Annotated in this window: 22 protein-coding genes; 12 read left to right on the top strand and 10 right to left on the bottom strand. The window is 47.2% G+C overall.

Annotated features, from left to right (window positions below):
- Positions 1-109: 109 nt before the first annotated feature.
- Both KNP91_RS14435 and dndD read right to left on the bottom strand, forming a co-directional pair.
- Positions 110-514: a hypothetical protein gene (locus KNP91_RS14435; RefSeq protein WP_214850754.1), complete on the bottom strand. Its 405-nt coding sequence runs from the start codon at positions 512-514 to the stop codon at positions 110-112.
- The gene (gene dndD, locus KNP91_RS14430; RefSeq protein WP_214850752.1) at positions 514-2,769 is read right to left on the bottom strand and encodes a DNA sulfur modification protein DndD; all 2,256 of its coding nucleotides are present in this window, start codon (positions 2,767-2,769) and stop codon (positions 514-516) included. The genes KNP91_RS14435 and dndD overlap by 1 nt, the downstream gene beginning before the upstream one ends.
- A gap of 178 nt (positions 2,770-2,947) precedes the next feature.
- Between dndD and KNP91_RS14425 the strand changes: the two genes are divergently transcribed.
- Positions 2,948-3,337 carry a RidA family protein gene (locus KNP91_RS14425; RefSeq protein ID WP_214850744.1) on the top strand — a complete coding sequence of 130 codons (390 nt, stop codon included), beginning with the start codon at positions 2,948-2,950 and terminating at the stop codon, positions 3,335-3,337.
- Positions 3,338-3,375: 38 nt separating this feature from the next.
- Here KNP91_RS14425 and KNP91_RS14420 read toward each other — a convergent pair whose 3' ends face one another.
- Together KNP91_RS14420 and KNP91_RS14415 are read right to left on the bottom strand one after the other, a co-directional pair.
- Complete coding sequence (locus KNP91_RS14420) at positions 3,376-3,756, bottom strand: hypothetical protein (protein WP_214850741.1); 381 nt, start codon at positions 3,754-3,756, stop codon at positions 3,376-3,378.
- Positions 3,753-4,124, bottom strand: a complete 372-nt coding sequence (locus KNP91_RS14415) for a hypothetical protein (protein ID WP_251136080.1) — start codon at positions 4,122-4,124, stop codon at positions 3,753-3,755. Before KNP91_RS14415 ends, KNP91_RS14420 begins: the two co-directional genes overlap by 4 nt.
- A 204-nt stretch (positions 4,125-4,328) precedes the next feature.
- Here KNP91_RS14415 and KNP91_RS14410 point away from each other — a divergent pair, with 204 nt between their 5' ends.
- From KNP91_RS14410 to KNP91_RS14385, 6 genes are all read left to right on the top strand, one after another.
- The gene (locus KNP91_RS14410; RefSeq protein WP_114596987.1) at positions 4,329-4,667 is read left to right on the top strand and encodes a PadR family transcriptional regulator; all 339 of its coding nucleotides are present in this window, start codon (positions 4,329-4,331) and stop codon (positions 4,665-4,667) included.
- Positions 4,660-5,142, top strand: coding sequence for a hypothetical protein (locus KNP91_RS14405; protein ID WP_214850739.1), 483 nt, complete (start codon positions 4,660-4,662; stop codon positions 5,140-5,142). Before KNP91_RS14410 ends, KNP91_RS14405 begins: the two co-directional genes overlap by 8 nt.
- Positions 5,139-5,648, top strand: coding sequence for a permease (locus KNP91_RS14400; protein WP_214850737.1), 510 nt, complete (start codon positions 5,139-5,141; stop codon positions 5,646-5,648). Before KNP91_RS14405 ends, KNP91_RS14400 begins: the two co-directional genes overlap by 4 nt.
- A gap of 17 nt (positions 5,649-5,665) precedes the next feature.
- Complete coding sequence (locus KNP91_RS14395) at positions 5,666-6,325, top strand: Type 1 glutamine amidotransferase-like domain-containing protein (RefSeq protein WP_214850735.1); 660 nt, start codon at positions 5,666-5,668, stop codon at positions 6,323-6,325.
- Positions 6,322-6,732, top strand: a complete 411-nt coding sequence (locus KNP91_RS14390) for an NUDIX hydrolase (RefSeq protein WP_214850734.1) — start codon at positions 6,322-6,324, stop codon at positions 6,730-6,732. Before KNP91_RS14395 ends, KNP91_RS14390 begins: the two co-directional genes overlap by 4 nt.
- Before the next feature lie 235 nt (positions 6,733-6,967).
- Positions 6,968-7,954 (top strand): DNA/RNA non-specific endonuclease, encoded by a 987-nt coding sequence (locus tag KNP91_RS14385; protein WP_214850732.1) that lies wholly within the window; start codon positions 6,968-6,970, stop codon positions 7,952-7,954.
- 57 nt (positions 7,955-8,011) lie between these two features.
- On the opposite strand, the gene KNP91_RS14380 is transcribed toward KNP91_RS14385, so the two are convergent.
- Positions 8,012-9,097: a GGDEF domain-containing protein gene (locus KNP91_RS14380; protein ID WP_214850730.1), complete on the bottom strand. Its 1,086-nt coding sequence runs from the start codon at positions 9,095-9,097 to the stop codon at positions 8,012-8,014.
- Between the two features lie 158 nt (positions 9,098-9,255).
- On the opposite strand from KNP91_RS14380, the gene KNP91_RS14375 reads away from it, so the two are divergent.
- Complete coding sequence (locus tag KNP91_RS14375) at positions 9,256-9,441, top strand: hypothetical protein (RefSeq protein WP_012369209.1); 186 nt, start codon at positions 9,256-9,258, stop codon at positions 9,439-9,441.
- 81 nt (positions 9,442-9,522) lie between these two features.
- Here KNP91_RS14375 and tnpB read toward each other — a convergent pair whose 3' ends face one another.
- Positions 9,523-10,695, bottom strand: coding sequence for an IS200/IS605 family element RNA-guided endonuclease TnpB (tnpB, locus tag KNP91_RS14370; protein ID WP_214850811.1), 1,173 nt, complete (start codon positions 10,693-10,695; stop codon positions 9,523-9,525).
- Positions 10,696-10,859: 164 nt separating this feature from the next.
- Positions 10,860-11,384: an NUMOD4 domain-containing protein gene (locus KNP91_RS14365; RefSeq protein WP_214850728.1), complete on the bottom strand. Its 525-nt coding sequence runs from the start codon at positions 11,382-11,384 to the stop codon at positions 10,860-10,862.
- 137 nt (positions 11,385-11,521) lie between these two features.
- Between KNP91_RS14365 and KNP91_RS14360 the strand changes: the two genes are divergently transcribed.
- Together KNP91_RS14360 and KNP91_RS14355 are read left to right on the top strand one after the other, a co-directional pair.
- Positions 11,522-12,106: an AAA family ATPase gene (locus tag KNP91_RS14360; protein WP_214850725.1), complete on the top strand. Its 585-nt coding sequence runs from the start codon at positions 11,522-11,524 to the stop codon at positions 12,104-12,106.
- Positions 12,064-12,399: a hypothetical protein gene (locus KNP91_RS14355; RefSeq protein ID WP_251136078.1), complete on the top strand. Its 336-nt coding sequence runs from the start codon at positions 12,064-12,066 to the stop codon at positions 12,397-12,399. The genes KNP91_RS14360 and KNP91_RS14355 overlap by 43 nt, the downstream gene beginning before the upstream one ends.
- Positions 12,400-12,637: 238 nt before the next feature.
- Here KNP91_RS14355 and KNP91_RS14350 read toward each other — a convergent pair whose 3' ends face one another.
- The 3 genes from KNP91_RS14350 to KNP91_RS14340 are packed head-to-tail and all read right to left on the bottom strand — an operon-like array spanning position 12,638 to position 15,065.
- A complete protein-coding gene (locus KNP91_RS14350; RefSeq protein ID WP_214850723.1) occupies positions 12,638-12,964 on the bottom strand; it encodes a hypothetical protein in 327 nt (108 codons plus the stop codon).
- Positions 12,961-14,016 carry a DNA alkylation repair protein gene (locus KNP91_RS14345; protein ID WP_214850721.1) on the bottom strand — a complete coding sequence of 352 codons (1,056 nt, stop codon included), beginning with the start codon at positions 14,014-14,016 and terminating at the stop codon, positions 12,961-12,963. Before KNP91_RS14345 ends, KNP91_RS14350 begins: the two co-directional genes overlap by 4 nt.
- Positions 14,013-15,065 (bottom strand): bifunctional transcriptional activator/DNA repair enzyme AdaA, encoded by a 1,053-nt coding sequence (locus KNP91_RS14340; protein ID WP_214850719.1) that lies wholly within the window; start codon positions 15,063-15,065, stop codon positions 14,013-14,015. Before KNP91_RS14340 ends, KNP91_RS14345 begins: the two co-directional genes overlap by 4 nt.
- A gap of 168 nt (positions 15,066-15,233) precedes the next feature.
- On the opposite strand from KNP91_RS14340, the gene KNP91_RS14335 reads away from it, so the two are divergent.
- On the top strand, positions 15,234-15,800 hold the full coding sequence (locus tag KNP91_RS14335; protein ID WP_214850710.1) for an ATP-binding protein: 567 nt from the start codon (positions 15,234-15,236) through the stop codon (positions 15,798-15,800).
- Between the two features lie 136 nt (positions 15,801-15,936).
- Entirely contained in the window at positions 15,937-17,727 is a 1,791-nt protein-coding gene (locus KNP91_RS14330) for an acyltransferase family protein (RefSeq protein WP_214850708.1), read from the top strand.
- Positions 17,728-17,731 lie beyond the last annotated feature (4 nt).

The following is a 17,731-nucleotide window of genomic DNA, read 5'->3' as shown; positions in this document are numbered from 1 at the left end:
CTCATTACGTACGTAACTTTGATACAAGTATAAAAAAATAAAGGTTAATATTCAAGTGAATATAACCTTTATTTGTATTTTCTTTAATCAATATTTATTCTAAAGCTGTTTAGTTTAAAATCTTTATTTTAAAATCTTCTAAATCTCCACTGTTATGATGATTTTCCCATATGAGATATAACGATTCGATTCCGTGTTCTATAAACATTCTCATATGCTTTTTAATTTCAGAATCTGATAAAGAAGTTCCTGCTTCATTAATGATTAAATGTTTAAAGATCATAAAATCGTCGCCTGAAATTATTGATCCCATTTCCCAATCACTACTTTCACATCCAGAAGGGAATTCTTTATATAGCCCTCTACTGTTAGCGATGCCTGTAGAAAGCCCTAATTTTACAACGAATGGTCGAACATCTTTTGAGCTTTCATCAAAAGAGTCCGCGAACTCTCCCATTAAATCATCGATCCTTACTTTAGTTAATTTTGATAACTTTATTCCCTTAGAATCCATCACGATACTCCTTTCGTAAATTCAAAGTATCCTTCACGGATTACCGTGTACTTCTCTTGCTCGTTATAATCCAGCATAAGTTGTTTCGCTGTATTTTTCTCCATCAATTCCATATATTCTTTTGTGATTTCTGTATCTGTCGATAAAATAACAACTTGTTTACTTAATTTTCTATAAAAATGTGTTATCAAATTATTTCGGTGGTGACTATCCAATCTCCCTAACGGTGTATCAATTACTACAGGTAAATCTAAATCAGAAGCTTTTGTCATTGCCCATATAAATGCCGAAGAAATAATTTGCTTCTCACCTGCTGAACGCTCTTCAATCGGAATTTCTGTCCCAACTTCGTTTTTAATTCTGATACACATACTTTTTTGGTCAAAATAAGCATTTCCAAATTCATTTTGTTTTCTAAATAAGGCAGATAACATTTCTTTGAATTCGAAACTAATAAGAGCAACTTTCCAATTTAACACATGCTCTGTGTAATGATTGACTGCTTTTTGAATTCTTTTAGAGAACTCATATTTTTGTTGTAAATCAGAGTCTGTTTCTGCGTTTTCTCCAAGACGTTTTAATTCGTTCACTAATTTTGTAAGTTCTTCTTTGATTTGATTTACTTTATTTCTTCTAACACGTCGAGTTTTTTCTTTATCACCCACATCCCGATTTAAAACTTCAATTTCCTGATCTATCTCGGAGACGTCTATTGCTGAAGGTGCTAAACTAACTCTACGATTTAGATTTTTCAAATCGTTTTCGTATTTTGAAATATTTCGAATCAAATTCTTAATTTGATCGCCTTTTGCATTTGAAGCTAAGTTAGATAACATTCGTTTCATATCATTTGTAACATCATGGAGAATTTCGATCTCGTCAACTTTTGAAATATTGTGATCTTCCATCCAAATTAGTTTACCTAGTTCTTGAATTTGGATTAGTTGATTCTCAGTTAAGGCAGGTTTTAAAGGTTTTGATAATAACTGCTTCATAAACTCATCATATGGCTTCAACGCTGCTGTTGAGCGAATTATTTTTTCCTGTGAGAGCTGTTCTTCTTTCATTCGCTGGGATAGCAAATGTATTTTATTCTTTAAAATAGTTGGTATAATATTTTTTTTATAGAGAATATTTAAGTTGTTTTTTTCATTTTTTAATCTTTCTTCTAACTGGCTCACTTCTTTTACAATCACATCACGCGTATCTCTATTTTTCATTAAAATATCAGTTTTTTGTTTACGTAATTCAGCTAGTTTTTTATTACGCCCACTTAAATATATATCGACTTTATTTAACTTGGTTTCTGCTTCTTCTAATTCTTCTCTTAATGTTTTGATTACCTTGTTAATCCGACTCACTTTTGCGGCATCAGCCATTTGTGCAAGTGACCGTTCATAGTCTCTTACAATTGAATCAATATCACCTTTGAGGTTGTCATAAAACATTAAGCCAATCATACGGTTGATAGCATCTTTAAACTTAGTCGAGTTTCTAGAAGCAACAAGTGTGCTAATTTCTTCTCCATCAAATATAAAATATGGTGATGACTCCAATGGAAGCCATCCATCAATCAATCGATTAAAAGTATCCATGTTTTCCTTAGTAATAATGTTATTACTAACAGGTCTAACCGAACCATTTCTTTTCTTAATTAAAGTTCTTGTCTCACTAATCATTCTTTTGGCATTGTCATATTGCCATGTTAACTTTATTGTATGGGTGTAGTCGTTATCGACAGAAAGTGTTAACTCAGCACTTGATTCGCGACCGCCTTCAGAAAAAAAGCGATTACTGATCGTATTAGCAAATTGTTCCTTATACTCAAGATCAGTCATATTCCTTTTTCCATATAACAAGACTCGTAATGCTTTTAAAATAGTAGTTTTTCCGGCACCATTCATTCCGCCTACTAAAATAATATTTTCTTCTGATTGTGTAGGCATTTTAAAGTTCAAGGTTTGTTTTCCGTAATATGTTTTATAGTTATTTAATTTTAATTCTATAAAATCAACAGCTTGTACTTGTAATTTAAGTGCAGAATCGTCTGTCAAAATTTTCTTTTCTTTTGAATACAGAACAATTTCATCTCTTATTCGCTTCCGTCTTTTTGCATCAGACCCTTTTTCAGAGTAGTGATCAATTTTTGCACTTTGTAATATTTTATATAGTGTATTTGGAAAAATATTATTAGTAAGGGCCGCTTCTTTTAAAATATCGACTTCAGTTTTAGTTTTCAACGAATCATCATACATTGTTATTAACCTCCGTTATCTTTACAAAACGACTAAGCTTGATTAAATTAATTAAGAATTACCTAAACAATAAATCATGAATTTTCAAACTGTATTTATTAATTTTATCACGCATTTTTACTTAGTAGTTAATGACCATCTTGTATTTTCTATCCTAAAAATTAAAGGAGGATTTCCCATGGAAAAGTTTAAAAAAATTGAAACAACCAACGCCCCCGCTGCGATCGGTCCTTATTCACAAGGCTTCATCGCCAACGGTACGTTATACGCATCCGGTCAAATCCCGATCAATCCAGCAACGGGTGAAATGGTCGTCGGTGGCATTACGGAACAGACGGAGCAGGTCATGAAAAACGTTGATGCCATCTTAAAAGAAGCCGGTCTGACACCGGACCGTGTCGTCAAGACGACCTGTTACTTAACGAGCATGGATCATTTTGCTGCATTTAATGATATTTACTCGGATTACTTTGCTCCGCATAACCATTTCCCGGCCCGTTCCTGTATCGCCGTCAAAGAGTTGCCGAAAGGTGCTTTGGTTGAAGTTGAGATTTTAGGATTAGTCTAATACTTTGGAACACGTCACGTTTGGTGGCGTGTTTTTTATTACTTTGTTATTTTCTTTATCCGCTTTTTCGCCTCCAGTGACATCGCCACTACTATCGCAATCAATTGTGGAATGAGCATCAAGAGACTGATAAGCAAAATCAATTGTTCTGCCGTCAACGGTTTGAAATAACCGCCCCATCCGAAAGTGTTCATTTGACTTGCAAAGTATATCGATATGAAATAGGACACGATATTACCAGCAATCACAAACAGCAGATGACCCCACCGCTGACCGATGAAAGCGAGCACCGTGAATCCGACAAGTAACAGTAAATAACCGAGTAATGTCCCTGTCTTGAAGTCTTCGAGCAATGCCCGGTAGACGAATGGAATACAATAGCCGGCTAAGACAGCTAACCCGATCCACCACTTCTTCATCCAAACTCCCCCTCGTCCCTTCCAAACTGACGGTACAGCCAATCCCGAAGCAGTTCCCAGTATTCCGGATAGGCGTTACTGCCCTGAGATGCTCCGTTTCCCTCTGATCCCGTCCAACTGATTTCCCAATAGGTCCCGTCGAGAATCAGCCATTCTGTCGTGTATTCCGGTTGCCAGTCGATGACCCCGGCCTTCTCTAAACGTCGTGTCAGCTCCTGCTGTTGCCGTCGGGACAAGAGAACGGTCGTTTCTTCTCCTGTTCCCTCCTCTAGTCGTAATTCCTGAGTCGCGGCCGTCCACGTAAATAGTTGTTCTTCTCCCATGCCGGACTCCCGGTAACGGAATTGTTGGATTGGATTGTCGCTCATTTTTATCCGTCCTTCCTCGTTTACTCCTGTTATTTCCAGTATAATTCATTTTCCATTTTCTACCTATCTCAAAAAATCATTAGGTTTTGCTGATGGATTGATTTCCAATCGGCAGTTGCATTTCCATCTTTCTAACCCTATACTGTTAATGACAGTTAAGTGTTAATAACAGTTATAAATATAACCGATCAGGAGGGATTTACATTGAAACATACCGGTCGCCACACAGGCGCTTTTTTACTCTTATTCCTTGCGAAAGGTCCCACCTATGGCGGGGATCTGCTCCAACGCTGCGAGCAGGAGTTGCCGTTTAACCCGATTGACAGTGCGATTCTCTACCGGACACTCAAAAAACTTGAAGAAGAAGGTTTCGTCACTTCCATCCTCACCACGTCTCCCCAAAACAAGATGGTGAAAATGTATCAGATGACATCGTCCGGTCGGGCACAGCTCGATCGCTTTCATGAGGACATCGAACAAAAACTTCAAAATCTACTGTATTTCCAGACGCACTATGCAAAACAGGTAAAATCCGATGGTTAACAGCATCGTGCTGTACGGAATTGTCATTCTTCTGTCCAGTTTTTCCTTCTACAAGGACAAACAAAAGACGCAGGCGGCATTTGCGAAAGCCTGGAAAATCTTTACGAACCTGTTGCCGGATCTCCTGGCCATCCTGTTGTTCGTCGGTTTGTCGTTATCGATTCTGTCGCCTGCGCAAATCTCGGCCTTACTCGGACAGGATGCCGGGTTTCTTGGTATTATACTGTCGCTCGTCATCGGTGCGATTGCTCTGATTCCGAGCTTCGTCGTCTTCCCGCTCGGCGCGACCTTACTTGAGAACGGTGCCGGATTGGCACAAGTTTCGGCTTTAATGGCTTCACTGATGGCCGTCGGAATCATGACGATTCCGCTCGAGAGCCGCCTGTTCGGCAAACGGTTTGCTTACGTGCGCAACCTGTCCGCCCTTATGATGTGTCTGTTCTTTTCGTTACTCGTCATGGAGGTGTTTGGATGAAACGAATCAAAACATATGGCTTCTTCCTCACGATGTCCGTTCTCTTGCTCGGACTTCTGCTCATCGATCCGGTACGCGGTCAGCATGCCGCCCGGCTCAGTTTGAAGAGTCTGCTTGATATGCTACTTCTGTTACCGCCGATCCTCGTCTTGGTCGGTCTACTCGATCAATGGATCAAAAAAGACACCCTGCTGAAATACATGGGACCAGATGCTGGGGCTCAAGGATATCTATATGTCTTATTACTCGCTGCCATCGCCGCCGGTCCGCTCTATGTCGCTTTTCCCGTCGCCGTCCTCCTGCTCGAAAAAGGAGCCAGCATCCGATATGTCGTCTTTTTCCTCGGAGCGTTCACGACGGTCAAGTTACCGGTCCTGCTGTATGAAATCTCTTCGTTTGGTCTTATGTATACCGCACTTCACATCGGATTCGGTCTGCTGTTCTTTTTCATGACGGCCCAACTTTTTGAGCGGTATCAGACCGCTTTGCAGATGAAAACATTTTAACTAGAGGAGGGTTTTTCATGAGAGATCAACAACTGTTTCTCTTCGGCGGCGGTCCGCCGTTCACCCCAATGCTTTGCCGACAATTCGTCTCTTGTCTCAAACAGTCAGGACCGGTTGCTTTACTGTATGTGCCGCGTCCCGGCTCAAACTGGGACGATTATGCCCCAATCTATACGGATGCGTTAACGGCAAATGGTGCGACAGATTTTTTCCACTTTCCATTGTCTGCGCGTCCGACATCTGAACAACTCGAACAATTAGCCGGAAGTGCCGGGATCATCATCTCGGGCGGGGAAACGGAACGGTATCAACAGTTCATCGTCGACACGCCGATCGGCACCATCATTCAAGAACGGTTTCAGCACGGTGTTCCGGTCGCCGGGTTTTCAGCCGGTGCCTTACTGACACCGGACGAGTGTCGGATTCCGGCAATCGATCAACGAAACGGTCAAGCGTTAGTCCTGAAGGGTCTTGGACTGTTAACGGACGCTGTGATTTCCGTCCATTACGATACATGGCAGGAAGAGACAAACTTGTCCGAGGCGTTCATGAAGACAGCAAGTAATTTCGGCTACGGTTTACCGGAACGAAGCGGCATTCATCTGAAGAATGGTCAGCTGATGCAACAGGAAGGTCCGGAAGTTGTTCTACTCAGACAAAAGGGGGAAAACATATGACAACGATCGTAACAGCTGTCAAAGGCATCGTGCAGTACGACAACCGGATCTTAATCGTCCAACGCGCCGCTGCCGACTCCGGTGGCGGAACATGGGAATGTCCAGGTGGGAAAATTGATTTCGGTGAGCAACCGGAAGACAGTCTGAAACGGGAAATCGAGGAAGAAACGGGACTGGCGGTCACTGTCGACCGGATTGCTTATGCCTCAAGCCTGATGACGCATCCTGACCGGCAAGTCATCCTGCTCGTTTACTTCTGTACGGCAACAAACGATGCTGTCGAACTATCCGACGAACATGACGATTATTTGTGGGCAGATGACGCGATGTTTCGTCAGAACATCGCGCCCAATATCCTGGCTGATTTTGAACAACATCACATTTTCCGGAAGCTGCTTTTGTCTTAACGGTCCTACTGCCTGAACTACGTCCAACACTGGAATACCCGTTCCAACACGTCAGCTGTCTGCGGCGTGTTTTTGGCGTGTACTTTATTTTTGAACCAGCATCCTAAAACACTGGCATTTTTGGTGAAACGGCTCCTACCATATATTTAATTTAGTTCATTATTTAAAATCAGCTTGTATTCGAAGGGAAAGATTCCTAGAATGGACAAGAATGTCATGTCAAAGGAGTCGAACCATGAAACACACACTTACATATCTCAGTTTACCGTTAGCTGCCCTTCTGTTAACGGGATGCGCGGCGGAAGAACCGGTATCGCAAGAGCCGAAAGTTGAACAACAGAGCGAGCAGAAAACAGCTCCTGAGCAGACAAAACCTGTCCAGGAAAAGCCGAAGACGACGGATGCTGCTTCTGAACAGACAACGGACGCAACATCATCGAAACCGGCCAGTCCGGCGGCAAAACCGTCCGCAAAGGAAGCTCTTTTTTCCGGTTACAAACAGATTCAAGTCGACGGCGGTGATCTGTCCGGTGACCGGGAACCAAACGTCGTCGTCAACATCGGCTTTGGTGACCGGAAGTACTGGGCGTTTACGAACGAACATGCACAACTGGTTAAAGTCGTCGCTAAAAAAATCACCTTACAAAATGATGCCGAGGAGACGACATCCTCCGGCCGTTACTACTCGGATGAAGCGAAGGTCCCCGGTGTCGAGAGTCCGCAGCTTGATGAAGGACACGTCATTGCCGACTCACTTGGCGGAGTCTCAAACGCCTATAACATCACCCCTCAGGACAGTACACTCAATCGGCACGGCGATCAGGCTTATATGGAAAACACCATCCGTAAAGCCGGTGAAGTGACGAACTTTGAAGCGACCATTACGTATCCGGATACGACGACACAAATCCCGTCGCATTATCACTATACGTACACGTTGCGCGGAAATAAAATCATCGATGATTTCGATAACGTCAACCCGGATGAAGTCAATGCCGAACTCGGTCTGACCGAAGACAAAGAAGAACCGGCACCAGCCCCTGCCGATCCGGAACCGGCTTCGGACGCAACGGGTGACGTCTCGACCGTCGATACGAACGGTAATGGACAAGTCACGATCCAGGAAGCAAAAGACGCCGGATTCAGCATGCCGATCACGGATGACCATTGGCTTTATCCCTATATGCGGGACAATGACCATGACGGCATGGTCGGTGAATAATTTTTACGTGCAGCATAAAACAGGCGGGCTCCCCGGAGTCCGCCTGTTTGTATTGGATTATTCTTCACTGTATGCGACGACCTTATTCCGTCCTGTCTGTTTTGCTTGATAAAGGGACTGATCGGCCTTTTGGATGACTTCAAATGATGTCTCGCCTTGGTCCGACGAGGCCGCCCCAATCGATAACGTGACATGGAATGCCGGATACGTACTGAAGACAAAGTGTTGATCGGCACAGGCCAAGCGGATTGTTTCGCCGAGCCGGACGGCATCTTTAAGCGGTGTGTCCGGTAACAGGACGACAAACTCTTCCCCGCCGTATCTGCCGACGAGCGCCTGATCCGGACAACAGTGTTCGAGCAAGTGGCTCAATTGACGTAAGACGACATCGCCCCCGTCATGGCCATATGTATCATTGACCGACTTAAAAAAGTCGATATCGACGATCAAGACGGAAAAGGCAAAACCATCTTTGTCATAAGACGCTAGGGTCTCGTCGAGTTTCCGCCGGTTGGCGAGATTCGTCAGACCGTCCGTCAAAGCAAGCTCCTGCTGGGTTTGGACGAATTTGAAGTGTTTGCGTAATTCCTGCAGGAAACGGTACGTGACGTAACCGCCCAGTAAAATGAAAATGATATAAACCAAGGCAATTTCAAGAAATCGGTTAAACGTCTCCGTCAATAGATAAAGGGCGGGTAAACTGTAGCCAATTCCGATCCCGATCAGGACTAAATAATCTTTCAATGTATGCGACGCAAAGCGGCGGTAAATACTTGCCGTGATGAGTAACGCGATACAAATCAAGCCGGTCAGGATCAACCCTTCGTAAGCCCCAGGCGGTGTAACCGCAAACCGTGCCCCGAGAATGGCGAGTGTCGTAATCCCGCCACTGACCCAGCCGCCATAATAATATGCCGTGACAAGCGCGACGAGCCGTAAATCAATTTTTGCCCCGTCATACGTAATACTGTTCAGGACAAGTAATACACTGATAAATCCGGCAATGAATCCGATCAGGATACGAAGCTTGACCGGTGACGCCGGTGAAATGCGTTTGACGTGGCGGAGTGGTAAAAAGGCAAATAACAGTGATGTGATCAATAACGAAAAATTTAACAGAAACTGATTAAACTGACTCAACATGCTGCACGCCCCTTAATGTAAAACTAATTCCCTACACGTTATAGTTCTTTATCGGACTAATTCTTACCTGTTTCAAGCACTCTGACAGGTTTCCATTTTTTGCATCAGGGAATCACTTCAAAGAGACTGTTTCTACTTCATAAGGGGGTAATCGCATCATGGATATGAAAGAGGAAAAAAAGAAAAGCAAGATGCCGTTTTTCGTCATTCTCGTCATCATCATTTTTGTCGCCGTCGCCGCTGCCCTGATTATTTATGTTACGTCCGAACCAAAAGAAGAAACTCTTCAGTTCATGCAAATGACGACGAGTTTCGTCTCGGCTTATCTGCCTGTCGCAAGCTAATTTCTTTTGAACTACCTCCACCTACGCTACGCTAAGAGGTGGAGGATTCCTGAGTTATCCGACCTATCGGTCGAAAAATGATCAGGCTAACCCCGTCGTCCCGACGGTTGAAGAAGCTAAGATACGTTCCGCTTCTCGTTTGAGATTCAGTCCTGCGTTCACGTCCCGGTCGTGGTGGATCCCGCAACTCGGGCATGTCCATTCTCGCAAGCCGAGATGTTTCACGTCTTTGTGTTGATGGCCGCAACTCGAGCAGAGTTGGCTCGATGCGAAGGTCTTTCCGACCTTCACGACGGTTTTGCCATACCAGTCCGCCTTGTATTCCAGCATACGGAAGAACTCTGACCAGCTGACGTCAGAGATGGCCTTGCTCAACTTGCGGTTCTTCTGCATGATTTTCACCTGCAAAGTCTCGATGCCGATGACGTCGTGGTTTTTGACGATCTCGGTCGATACCTTGTGCAGGAAGTCAGTGCGCTTGTTGACGATCTTCTCGTGGATACGGGCAACCTTACGCTTCTGCTTCTGATAGTTCCTCGCCTCGGAAAGCTTCACTTTCTTGGTCAGGGCGATGCGTTGACGGCGGGAGAGCTTACGTTGTTCGCGCGCCAACTTCTTCTCAAGCGAACGGAAGTAACGGTCGTTTTGGTACACCGTGCCGTCCGACAGGATGGCGAAGTTCTTGATTCCGACGTCGACGCCGACGGATGAACCGGTCTTCGGCAGTTCGTGAATCTCCTGCTCGACGAGCAGGGAGACGAAGTATTTCCCTGAAGCGTTACGTCGGATCGTGGCGTTCAAGATACGACCTGTGATCTGTTTTGAATGGGCGAAACGTACCCATTTCAGCTTTGGAAGTTTGAGCTTGTTTCCGACGATTGACACTTCAGGAAGCTGATTTTCGCCTTGGATGTTGGTCTTGAACGACTGCACGGGATTACGCTTCGACTTGAATCGAGGACGTTCGTTCTGCTTCTTGAAGAAGCGGTCAAACGCATCGGCAAGATGTTTGACGCTGATCTGAACAGATGTGCTATCGACTTCCTTCAACCAGTCGAACTCCTGCTTCAACAAAGGAAGCTCTTTGGAACAAGAACCGTAGGACAGTCCTTTCCCAGTGGTCTTGTATAATTTCTCCCACTTCGCCAGGAAGTGGTTGAAGACGAAGCGCGAGCACCCGATCGTCTTCGCGATCAGGATTTCCTGCTCTTTCGTGGGATAGATTCTGAATTTGTAGGCTTTGTGCTTCAACACCATTTTTCACCTCCCTTAAAAGAAATATACCCGAAAGGGAGGTTGGCGATTCATCTCCCACTTTCACTTCGTTTAGAAGTGGGCGTATTCTCGCCTAATTTTTGATAAAGTAGAAGGCAGACTCGATTGATTCGGGTCCGCCTTTTTTGATGTTTGTTTCGGATTCAGATGACATACTGCGCTTCCTTTTTGTCGATAATATTGCGAATCCGATTTTCCGTCACCTGATACGTCAGTGCCAAGCGTCGGATTGACTGTCCTGTTTGGTAACGGTAGCGGATAGCCCGAATCTGCCGGGGCGATAATTCGATGTGTTGACTGAGCAATGATTCGAATTCATCAAGTAATGACGCATATGCCTGGTTCGTCGACGGTTTAACGGTCAAATTGTCGATGTTGTCGTTCAAGCAGTTTCCATCTGCCCGGATCACCCGCTCTTGTACCGCTTCGCCATCAATAAATGTTTTTGCGACAAGTTCTCCAACGTAAAACCGTTCGCCCCGTCCTTGCTGGTATAACGTGACTTTCCGGTACCCTTCCTGATTGATCCGTGGCCGTAAGACGACACCTTTCCGTCGTTGTTTCACCCCCCGGCTCGTCTCGATGATCCGGTCAAGCGAGCGGACATTTCCTGCTGTCGAAACTTGATACATCCCTTCATACCCTTCTATCATCTTCCAATGCTCCATATGATAAATGACCTCCATTCGGTCCTGACACGATGACATTCCTTACTGTCATTATATCATTTTACGAACAAACGTTCTAATGTGAACACTCTGTTTTTCTATGCTAGTATTAACAAAAAAAGGAAGAGGTGTCAGGGATGAAGTTTGTGCTATTACTCGGTCCGCAAGCCGTCGGCAAGATGACAATCGGTCAGGAACTCGAGCAAAAAACAGGAATGAAATTATTCCACAACCATCAGACGATTGACCTGCTACATCCGTACTTTGACTTTACGAAACCGGCGCACCATAAGCTGAAGGACTTGATCCGGCGGGAGATGTTCAAAGAGATGGCCGTCAGTGATCTCGAGGGGGTCGTCTTTACGTTTTTATGCCTGTTCGGTGTCGAAGGTGGAGGTCTCGAATTTATCGAGGAGACCGTTCAGCTGTTCGAAGAAGCCGGTGCCGAGGTCTTCATCATTGAACTTGAAGCTGCCCTGTCAACCCGTCTTGCCCGGAACCAGACGGAAAACCGCTTACTGCATAAGTTTACGAAACGGGATATTGCCGCGTCGGAAGCCAACCTGCTTGAAACAGCCGAACACTACCGGACACATTCACTTCCGGGTGAGTTGCTGTATCCGAATTACTTACGGCTCGATACTGAGGGGCGCTCAGCCGCCGAGAGTGCCGACGCCATTTGCCGACACTTCAACTGGTCGACACGTTTGGTCGAACAATGACCAGGTCCAAGCAGACGTATTTGCCGGTTTTCCTGACGCTTGGTTTGCTTCTGTTCAATATGCTGACTTCCTACTTGCTGAGCGGAAAGTTTTTTCCGAACTTGAGCCTGTGGGTGCCGATCGGTCTCAACGTGTTGGTCGGACTCGGCTATATCGTTTCGCTGGTAATGGGTCTCCGGTCGACAAATAACTACGTCAAATGGTTCAGTATGTTGGCGAACACCGCCTTTTTGCTGTCACTATCGGTCATCACCTTTATGTTGTTACTCGCGAACGGCATTTCAGAGCCATAATACTGCACACGAAAAACCGTCTGTTCAGAAGCTTATTTTCTGAAGAGACGGTTTTATTTTGACCGATTCAAAAAAATCGTCGACACCACTCGACTTCTACAGGAAAAGGAAGCGTGCTTCCGTCAAGAACAGGCGAGACCCGGTCGTCCGAGGACGACCGCGGCTTGCGTTCCGCCTGAGAAAAGCGAGTGGTGGAAAGACGATTCTTGGCTCTCTTTGTTTAATGATTTTCACCACTTCAATGCGTCAAGTCACGACGAAAGACTGGACCGTCCTTATAAAATCCATTCTCAAGCCAAATCTCTGCTTCTCCGCCCTCTCCTGTCACGAATGGCAACAGCAACGTCCGCGCGAGATACGAAAGGATGACGGTCAAGGCTTCTTGGATATAGCCGTCTCGATCAGACGGATCAATTGTGTCATAGCTGAGTTGCTGACCGGTTAATTGAATCAGAGCGACCTGTTCGTTCTCTCTTTTCTTCAGTACCCAGATACATCCGTTGGCAGTATCCGTAGCTGTAATCGATAACCGGGATGTCGTAAAGTCCGGATGGCGACCTTTCATGTTGTTTCCTCCTTCGTGACATCAAACTCTGTCGTCGCATAGGCTTCTCCGTTAATTAAAATCGTCACTTGATGTGTTCCCGGATAATGGACCCGTGTCGTCAAATTCCGGAACGACTGCCGCTTCGCAAACGTCTCCCGTCCCGTTACCTGCCGCTCACTGATCCGAAAGACTTTTTGACTCGTCCCCCGTTTTTTGACGTAGTCGATCGCATATTCAATCCGTAGGACTTGCGGTTCGGTTGTCGTCACGTGAAAGGAAAAAGCCAGTTCTCCGCCAATTGCCAGTGTCGGTGTGACCGTCAGTTCGTCGACGGTCACGGTTCCCCGCGTAACGAGACCAAAGGCTTTTAAGACATCCCGGTGGCCTTGTTTCAACAGAGTTCGTGAGGCATGCCGTAAAATCCAGTCCGTATGCGAATGCGTTCCGAGCCGCTCCAATCGTTCAATGACGAGTTCCGGATGGGTCTTTGCGATATCATTCAAGTGATTGGCAACACTTTTTCGGACGTATAAGGCGTCGTCTTCAAGCAATGAATCGAGAATCGGCAGGACCGGTCTCGGATCGGCAATCAGTGAGGGAATCATCTGTCCCCACGGTAAACGGGGGCGTGTCCCTTCCGACGCTAATCGTCGGACATGCTCGTCACTCGACTGACTCCATCGCGTCGCCACCTCTAAAAACCGGTCCTGATCATCGAGCAAAAACCGACGGACGGCAAATTCCGATGTCGAATGCGGTGTTAATCGTTCGAGCGCCAACATAGCCCGGTCCCAGTCGCCTTCTTCCGCCCGGATTTCAATGTAATTTGGAAAAACGATTCCGGGTAATCCCGGAAAGTCCGGAGCAATCGTCTCGAGCCGGGTCGCCGCCTGTTCAAATTCAGCCGGTACATGATGTTCCAGTCGGGTCGCAATCCGACGGACCCGTTGTTTAAACGCCAGTTCCTCCCAGTCCTCCTGTTGTACCGTTTTTCTAAAATCGGTAGCGTTTAACGCCTTGCCCAACCGATCGAGCCACTCGTCCGTAAAGACATCTTTAATCAAACTCATCTATGATTCAATCCTCTCTTCGTCCGTTCTAGTTTGAGTAACGCAGCTTTTCGCGCCAAGCCGCCGGCGTAACCGCCAAGATCTCCGGCCAGCCGGATCACCCGGTGACAGGGAATCAGAATCGCCAGTTGATTGGCACCGTTCGCCCGGGCGACGGCGCGGACGGCTGCCGGATTTCCGACACGGACGGCCAGTTCCTGATACGAAATTGTCTCGCCCTCCGGAATTAAACACAATTGCTCCCAGACCTGTCGTTGAAACGGCGTCCCGTAGAGAACGAGCGGAAGATCAAATCGGTCGCGCGTTCCGGCAAAGTATTCTTCCAGTTGAACCGTCACCTGTTCAAACACCGGGGCGTCGCCGGGAATGATCACAGCCCGGGCTGTCAGCCGCAACCGTTCCACTTCCCGTTCCAGTCCGCGTCGATCGACGAACTCGAGTAAGTGCAGTCCTCCTTCATCGGCAATCGCCAGCATCGGTCCGAGCGGCGTATCGAGCCACTTCGCCTGCAGATAGGCTCCACTCCAACGTTTCGGTGTCTCGCCCAAAATGCGGGCAAAGGCATCGCGGAAACCGCTGCTCGATTCATAACCGCTTGCCAGTTGGGCCTCGATGACCGGTTGCCCCTTCCGGATTTCCTTCATCGCCAGTCCCATCCGGCGTGACCGAGCATATTCGACGAACGTCATCCCGAATCTTTTTTTGAACTGCCGTCGTGCGGTCGAGGCATCGAGTCCCAGTTCACGAAAGTCGGCGTCTTTGAAGCGTTTTTCGGGATTTGCTTCGACCGCTGCAATCAAGCGGGTGATGACCTCACTGTCCCCCGGGTAAGCGAGCGGTTTACAGCGTAAACACGGCCGGTACGAAGCCAGTAACGCCTCTTTCGCCGTCTCAAAAAACTCACAATTCTCCTGCTTCGGTTTCCGTGCCGGACAGGTCGGCCGGCAAAAAATCCCCGTCGTCTTGACCCCGACAAAAAATGTCCCCTCGTACGAACCATCACGACGGACGAGCGCTTCATAATAATCCGTTTCCGGTAAGGTATTCATCACGTGTCCCTCCCCTTCTTTTCCTCAGTATACCGAGTTTGCCGTTAGTCATGTCGCCGAAAATCAGGCACGGATGTTTTCTTAAGACAAACTTAAGAATTCTCTCCTGTTTGTGAAAGATATGACCTGTATCATCGGTGATATACTCAAGAAGAAAGTAGGTTTCATATGTTTGATTTTTTAAAGGAAGCCATCCAATCACCCAAAACGATTGGCGCGATTGCCCCAAGCAGTCCCCGTTTAGCACAAATGATGGCACAGCGGGCAGTCGCCGATCATCCGGACGTCATCATCGAAGTCGGCGCCGGTGACGGGGCGATTACCCAAGCCCTATTGCGCGCGCGTCACCCGGAAACGACTTATCGGTACGCAGGACCGGCTCATTTGAGCGTTCAAGCTGCCCCGAACCTGTTGCGGCGCTTGATCGAAATTCTTGTACGTAATGCGACACTTCACGGAACAGGTGATTTGTCGTTCGAAGTGCTCCAAGAAAGCGGTCACTTGACCTTCCGTTGCTCCAATGCCATTCCGGAGACCTTAACGCCTCATCAACTCACGGAACTGGCAACCCCTTTCGTCACGTCCGACATGTCACGGTCCAATGGTGGATCCGGCATTGGTCTGTCGATCATCGAACAAATCGTTGCCCGGCACAACGGGACGATGCAACTAACGTCGGAACAAAACCGGTTTATCGTCTCGGTTGTCTTGCCGGATGCTTATAAAGAGGGATGACGGTACAGGATGAACTCACAAAAATTTGAGTTCATCTTTTTTTGGTTGTTACTGGTTCGACACTCCTTCTGAAATGGAATTCGATACACTAGAGAATGTCATTCTTTAGGCACAGCCATGGAGGAGCTCCTTACTTATGAAATCATTCAACCGTTCGACCACATATATGCCCGGACTCGATGGTCTGCGTGCGTTCGCTGTCATCGCTGTTATTTTGTACCATCTGTCAGTACCGATGCTGACCGGCGGGTTTCTCGGCGTGGATGTGTTTTTTGTCCTGTCGGGTTACTTGATTACCGGCTTGTTGCTCAGTGAGTGGCAACAGACCGGTCGCATCGACTTAAAACGGTTTTGGGTGCACCGGTTCCGCCGGTTGTTCCCGCCTCTGTTCGTCCTGCTTGTGCTTGTCCTCAGTTATGTCACGTTGTTTGAACGGGACTCGTTGCATTCGCTTCGCCAGGACAGCGTGGCGGCTCTGTTGTATACGACGAACTGGTGGTATATCATCCATGACGTCTCGTATTTCGAATCGTTCGGCAAACCGTCGCCGATTCAAAACCTGTGGTCGCTTGCGATTGAGGAACAGTTTTACTTGATATTTCCGATCGTGCTCAGTTTTGGACTCGGATCAAAACGGCTGTTGCTCCGGGGAATTGCACTCCTTGCCCTGCTGTCCGCACTCCTGATGGCGATTTTGTTTACACCGGGAATGGATCCAAGCCGTGTCTATTACGGAACCGATACCCGGTTGTTTGCCTTGTTGATCGGCAGTCTGCTTGCCTTTGCTTGGCGACCGGAACGGTTCAAGAAAGAGATTCCGTCACGGGGTGTCCGGTTATTGAACGTGACCGGTGCCGTGATTGTCCCGGTGCTTGTTTTGCTGATGCTCGTGACAAGTGAGTACGGTCGTTTTCTGTATTATGGCGGGTTTGTATTTGTCGCTGTTCTTGCGGCGTTACTGATCGCCGTTGTTGCTCATCCGGCGTCTTTTTGGAGCCGGTTGTTCGCCGCACAGTGGCTGATCGCCATCGGTAAACGGTCATACGGTCTGTATTTATGGCATTTCCCGCTGATCACCTTGATGACGCCAGTTGAACAAACCGGAACATTTTCCTGGCTCCGAAGTCTCGGGATTCTCGTCATCCTGATCGTCGTGACGGAACTGTCCTATCAGTTCGTCGAACGTCCGGTCCGCCGGCTTGGTCTGCTTGGATACATCCGACAATTTCAGATTCACCCGCGGACCTTCCGGCAGTTTTCCCGGACGAAGTGGGTCTCTGTTTCCATCGCCAGTCTGCTTCTCCTCAGCTTCATCGGGAATTTATCGATTCTTGCCGTATCGGACGAACCGGCTCAACAATCGATTCCGACAGTCGCGGCGCCGCATTCCAAACCGGTACTTGTCAAAAAACCGACGAACCCGGTGTCTGAGAAACGTACACGGTCAATGTGCCGCCCGACCCTAGCAATCGGCGACTCGGTGTTGCTCGGGGTCGAAGATTATCTCGGCAGTACACTTCAACACGTGACAGTCGATGCCAAGCTCGGACGTCAGCTCCGGGAAGCCATTCCGCTCAGCACGAAGTATGCGGCGTACAATCAAACCGACCATCAAGTCATCCTGCACCTCGGGACAAACGGCAGTTTCCGTCCCGAGCAATTAGAGGAGCTGCTCGACCGGTTCGCACATGCCGATCAGGTGTACCTCGTGACGACGCGGGTGCCGCGTCCCTGGGAACAGGAGGTCAACACGATGCTGAAGCAAGCCGCTGAACGCAAACGGGTGACGCTCATTGACTGGCATGCCGTCGCCGTCAAGCATCCGTCGTACTTTGAACAGGACGGTGTCCACTTGAACATCAAAGGTGCCCGGGCCTACTCGAAGCTGCTTGCCAAAGCGACAGGGTGCGCGACCACCACAAAATGACAGA

The organism is Exiguobacterium sp. s138, assembly GCF_018618775.1.
GTDB lineage: Bacteria > Bacillota > Bacilli > Exiguobacteriales > Exiguobacteriaceae > Exiguobacterium_A > Exiguobacterium_A artemiae.
This window is presented reverse-complemented; position numbering and strand designations above follow the sequence as displayed.

What these genes read in the sequence shown, in the direction of transcription:
- KNP91_RS14435 (WP_214850754.1), bottom strand. Translation starts at nt 514, where the DNA reads ATGGATTCTAAGGGAATAAAGTTATCAAAATTAACTAAAGTAAGGATC.
- dndD (WP_214850752.1), bottom strand. Translation starts at nt 2,769, where the DNA reads ATGTATGATGATTCGTTGAAAACTAAAACTGAAGTCGATATTTTAAAA.
- KNP91_RS14425 (WP_214850744.1), top strand. Translation starts at nt 2,948, where the DNA reads ATGGAAAAGTTTAAAAAAATTGAAACAACCAACGCCCCCGCTGCGATC.
- KNP91_RS14420 (WP_214850741.1), bottom strand. Translation starts at nt 3,756, where the DNA reads ATGAAGAAGTGGTGGATCGGGTTAGCTGTCTTAGCCGGCTATTGTATT.
- KNP91_RS14415 (WP_251136080.1), bottom strand. Translation starts at nt 4,124, where the DNA reads ATGAGCGACAATCCAATCCAACAATTCCGTTACCGGGAGTCCGGCATG.
- KNP91_RS14405 (WP_214850739.1), top strand. Translation starts at nt 4,660, where the DNA reads ATGGTTAACAGCATCGTGCTGTACGGAATTGTCATTCTTCTGTCCAGT.
- KNP91_RS14400 (WP_214850737.1), top strand. Translation starts at nt 5,139, where the DNA reads ATGAAACGAATCAAAACATATGGCTTCTTCCTCACGATGTCCGTTCTC.
- KNP91_RS14395 (WP_214850735.1), top strand. Translation starts at nt 5,666, where the DNA reads ATGAGAGATCAACAACTGTTTCTCTTCGGCGGCGGTCCGCCGTTCACC.
- KNP91_RS14390 (WP_214850734.1), top strand. Translation starts at nt 6,322, where the DNA reads ATGACAACGATCGTAACAGCTGTCAAAGGCATCGTGCAGTACGACAAC.
- KNP91_RS14385 (WP_214850732.1), top strand. Translation starts at nt 6,968, where the DNA reads ATGAAACACACACTTACATATCTCAGTTTACCGTTAGCTGCCCTTCTG.
- KNP91_RS14380 (WP_214850730.1), bottom strand. Translation starts at nt 9,097, where the DNA reads ATGTTGAGTCAGTTTAATCAGTTTCTGTTAAATTTTTCGTTATTGATC.
- KNP91_RS14375 (WP_012369209.1), top strand. Translation starts at nt 9,256, where the DNA reads ATGGATATGAAAGAGGAAAAAAAGAAAAGCAAGATGCCGTTTTTCGTC.
- KNP91_RS14365 (WP_214850728.1), bottom strand. Translation starts at nt 11,384, where the DNA reads ATGGAGCATTGGAAGATGATAGAAGGGTATGAAGGGATGTATCAAGTT.
- KNP91_RS14360 (WP_214850725.1), top strand. Translation starts at nt 11,522, where the DNA reads ATGAAGTTTGTGCTATTACTCGGTCCGCAAGCCGTCGGCAAGATGACA.
- KNP91_RS14350 (WP_214850723.1), bottom strand. Translation starts at nt 12,964, where the DNA reads ATGAAAGGTCGCCATCCGGACTTTACGACATCCCGGTTATCGATTACA.
- KNP91_RS14345 (WP_214850721.1), bottom strand. Translation starts at nt 14,016, where the DNA reads ATGAGTTTGATTAAAGATGTCTTTACGGACGAGTGGCTCGATCGGTTG.
- KNP91_RS14340 (WP_214850719.1), bottom strand. Translation starts at nt 15,065, where the DNA reads ATGAATACCTTACCGGAAACGGATTATTATGAAGCGCTCGTCCGTCGT.
- KNP91_RS14335 (WP_214850710.1), top strand. Translation starts at nt 15,234, where the DNA reads ATGTTTGATTTTTTAAAGGAAGCCATCCAATCACCCAAAACGATTGGC.
- KNP91_RS14330 (WP_214850708.1), top strand. Translation starts at nt 15,937, where the DNA reads ATGAAATCATTCAACCGTTCGACCACATATATGCCCGGACTCGATGGT.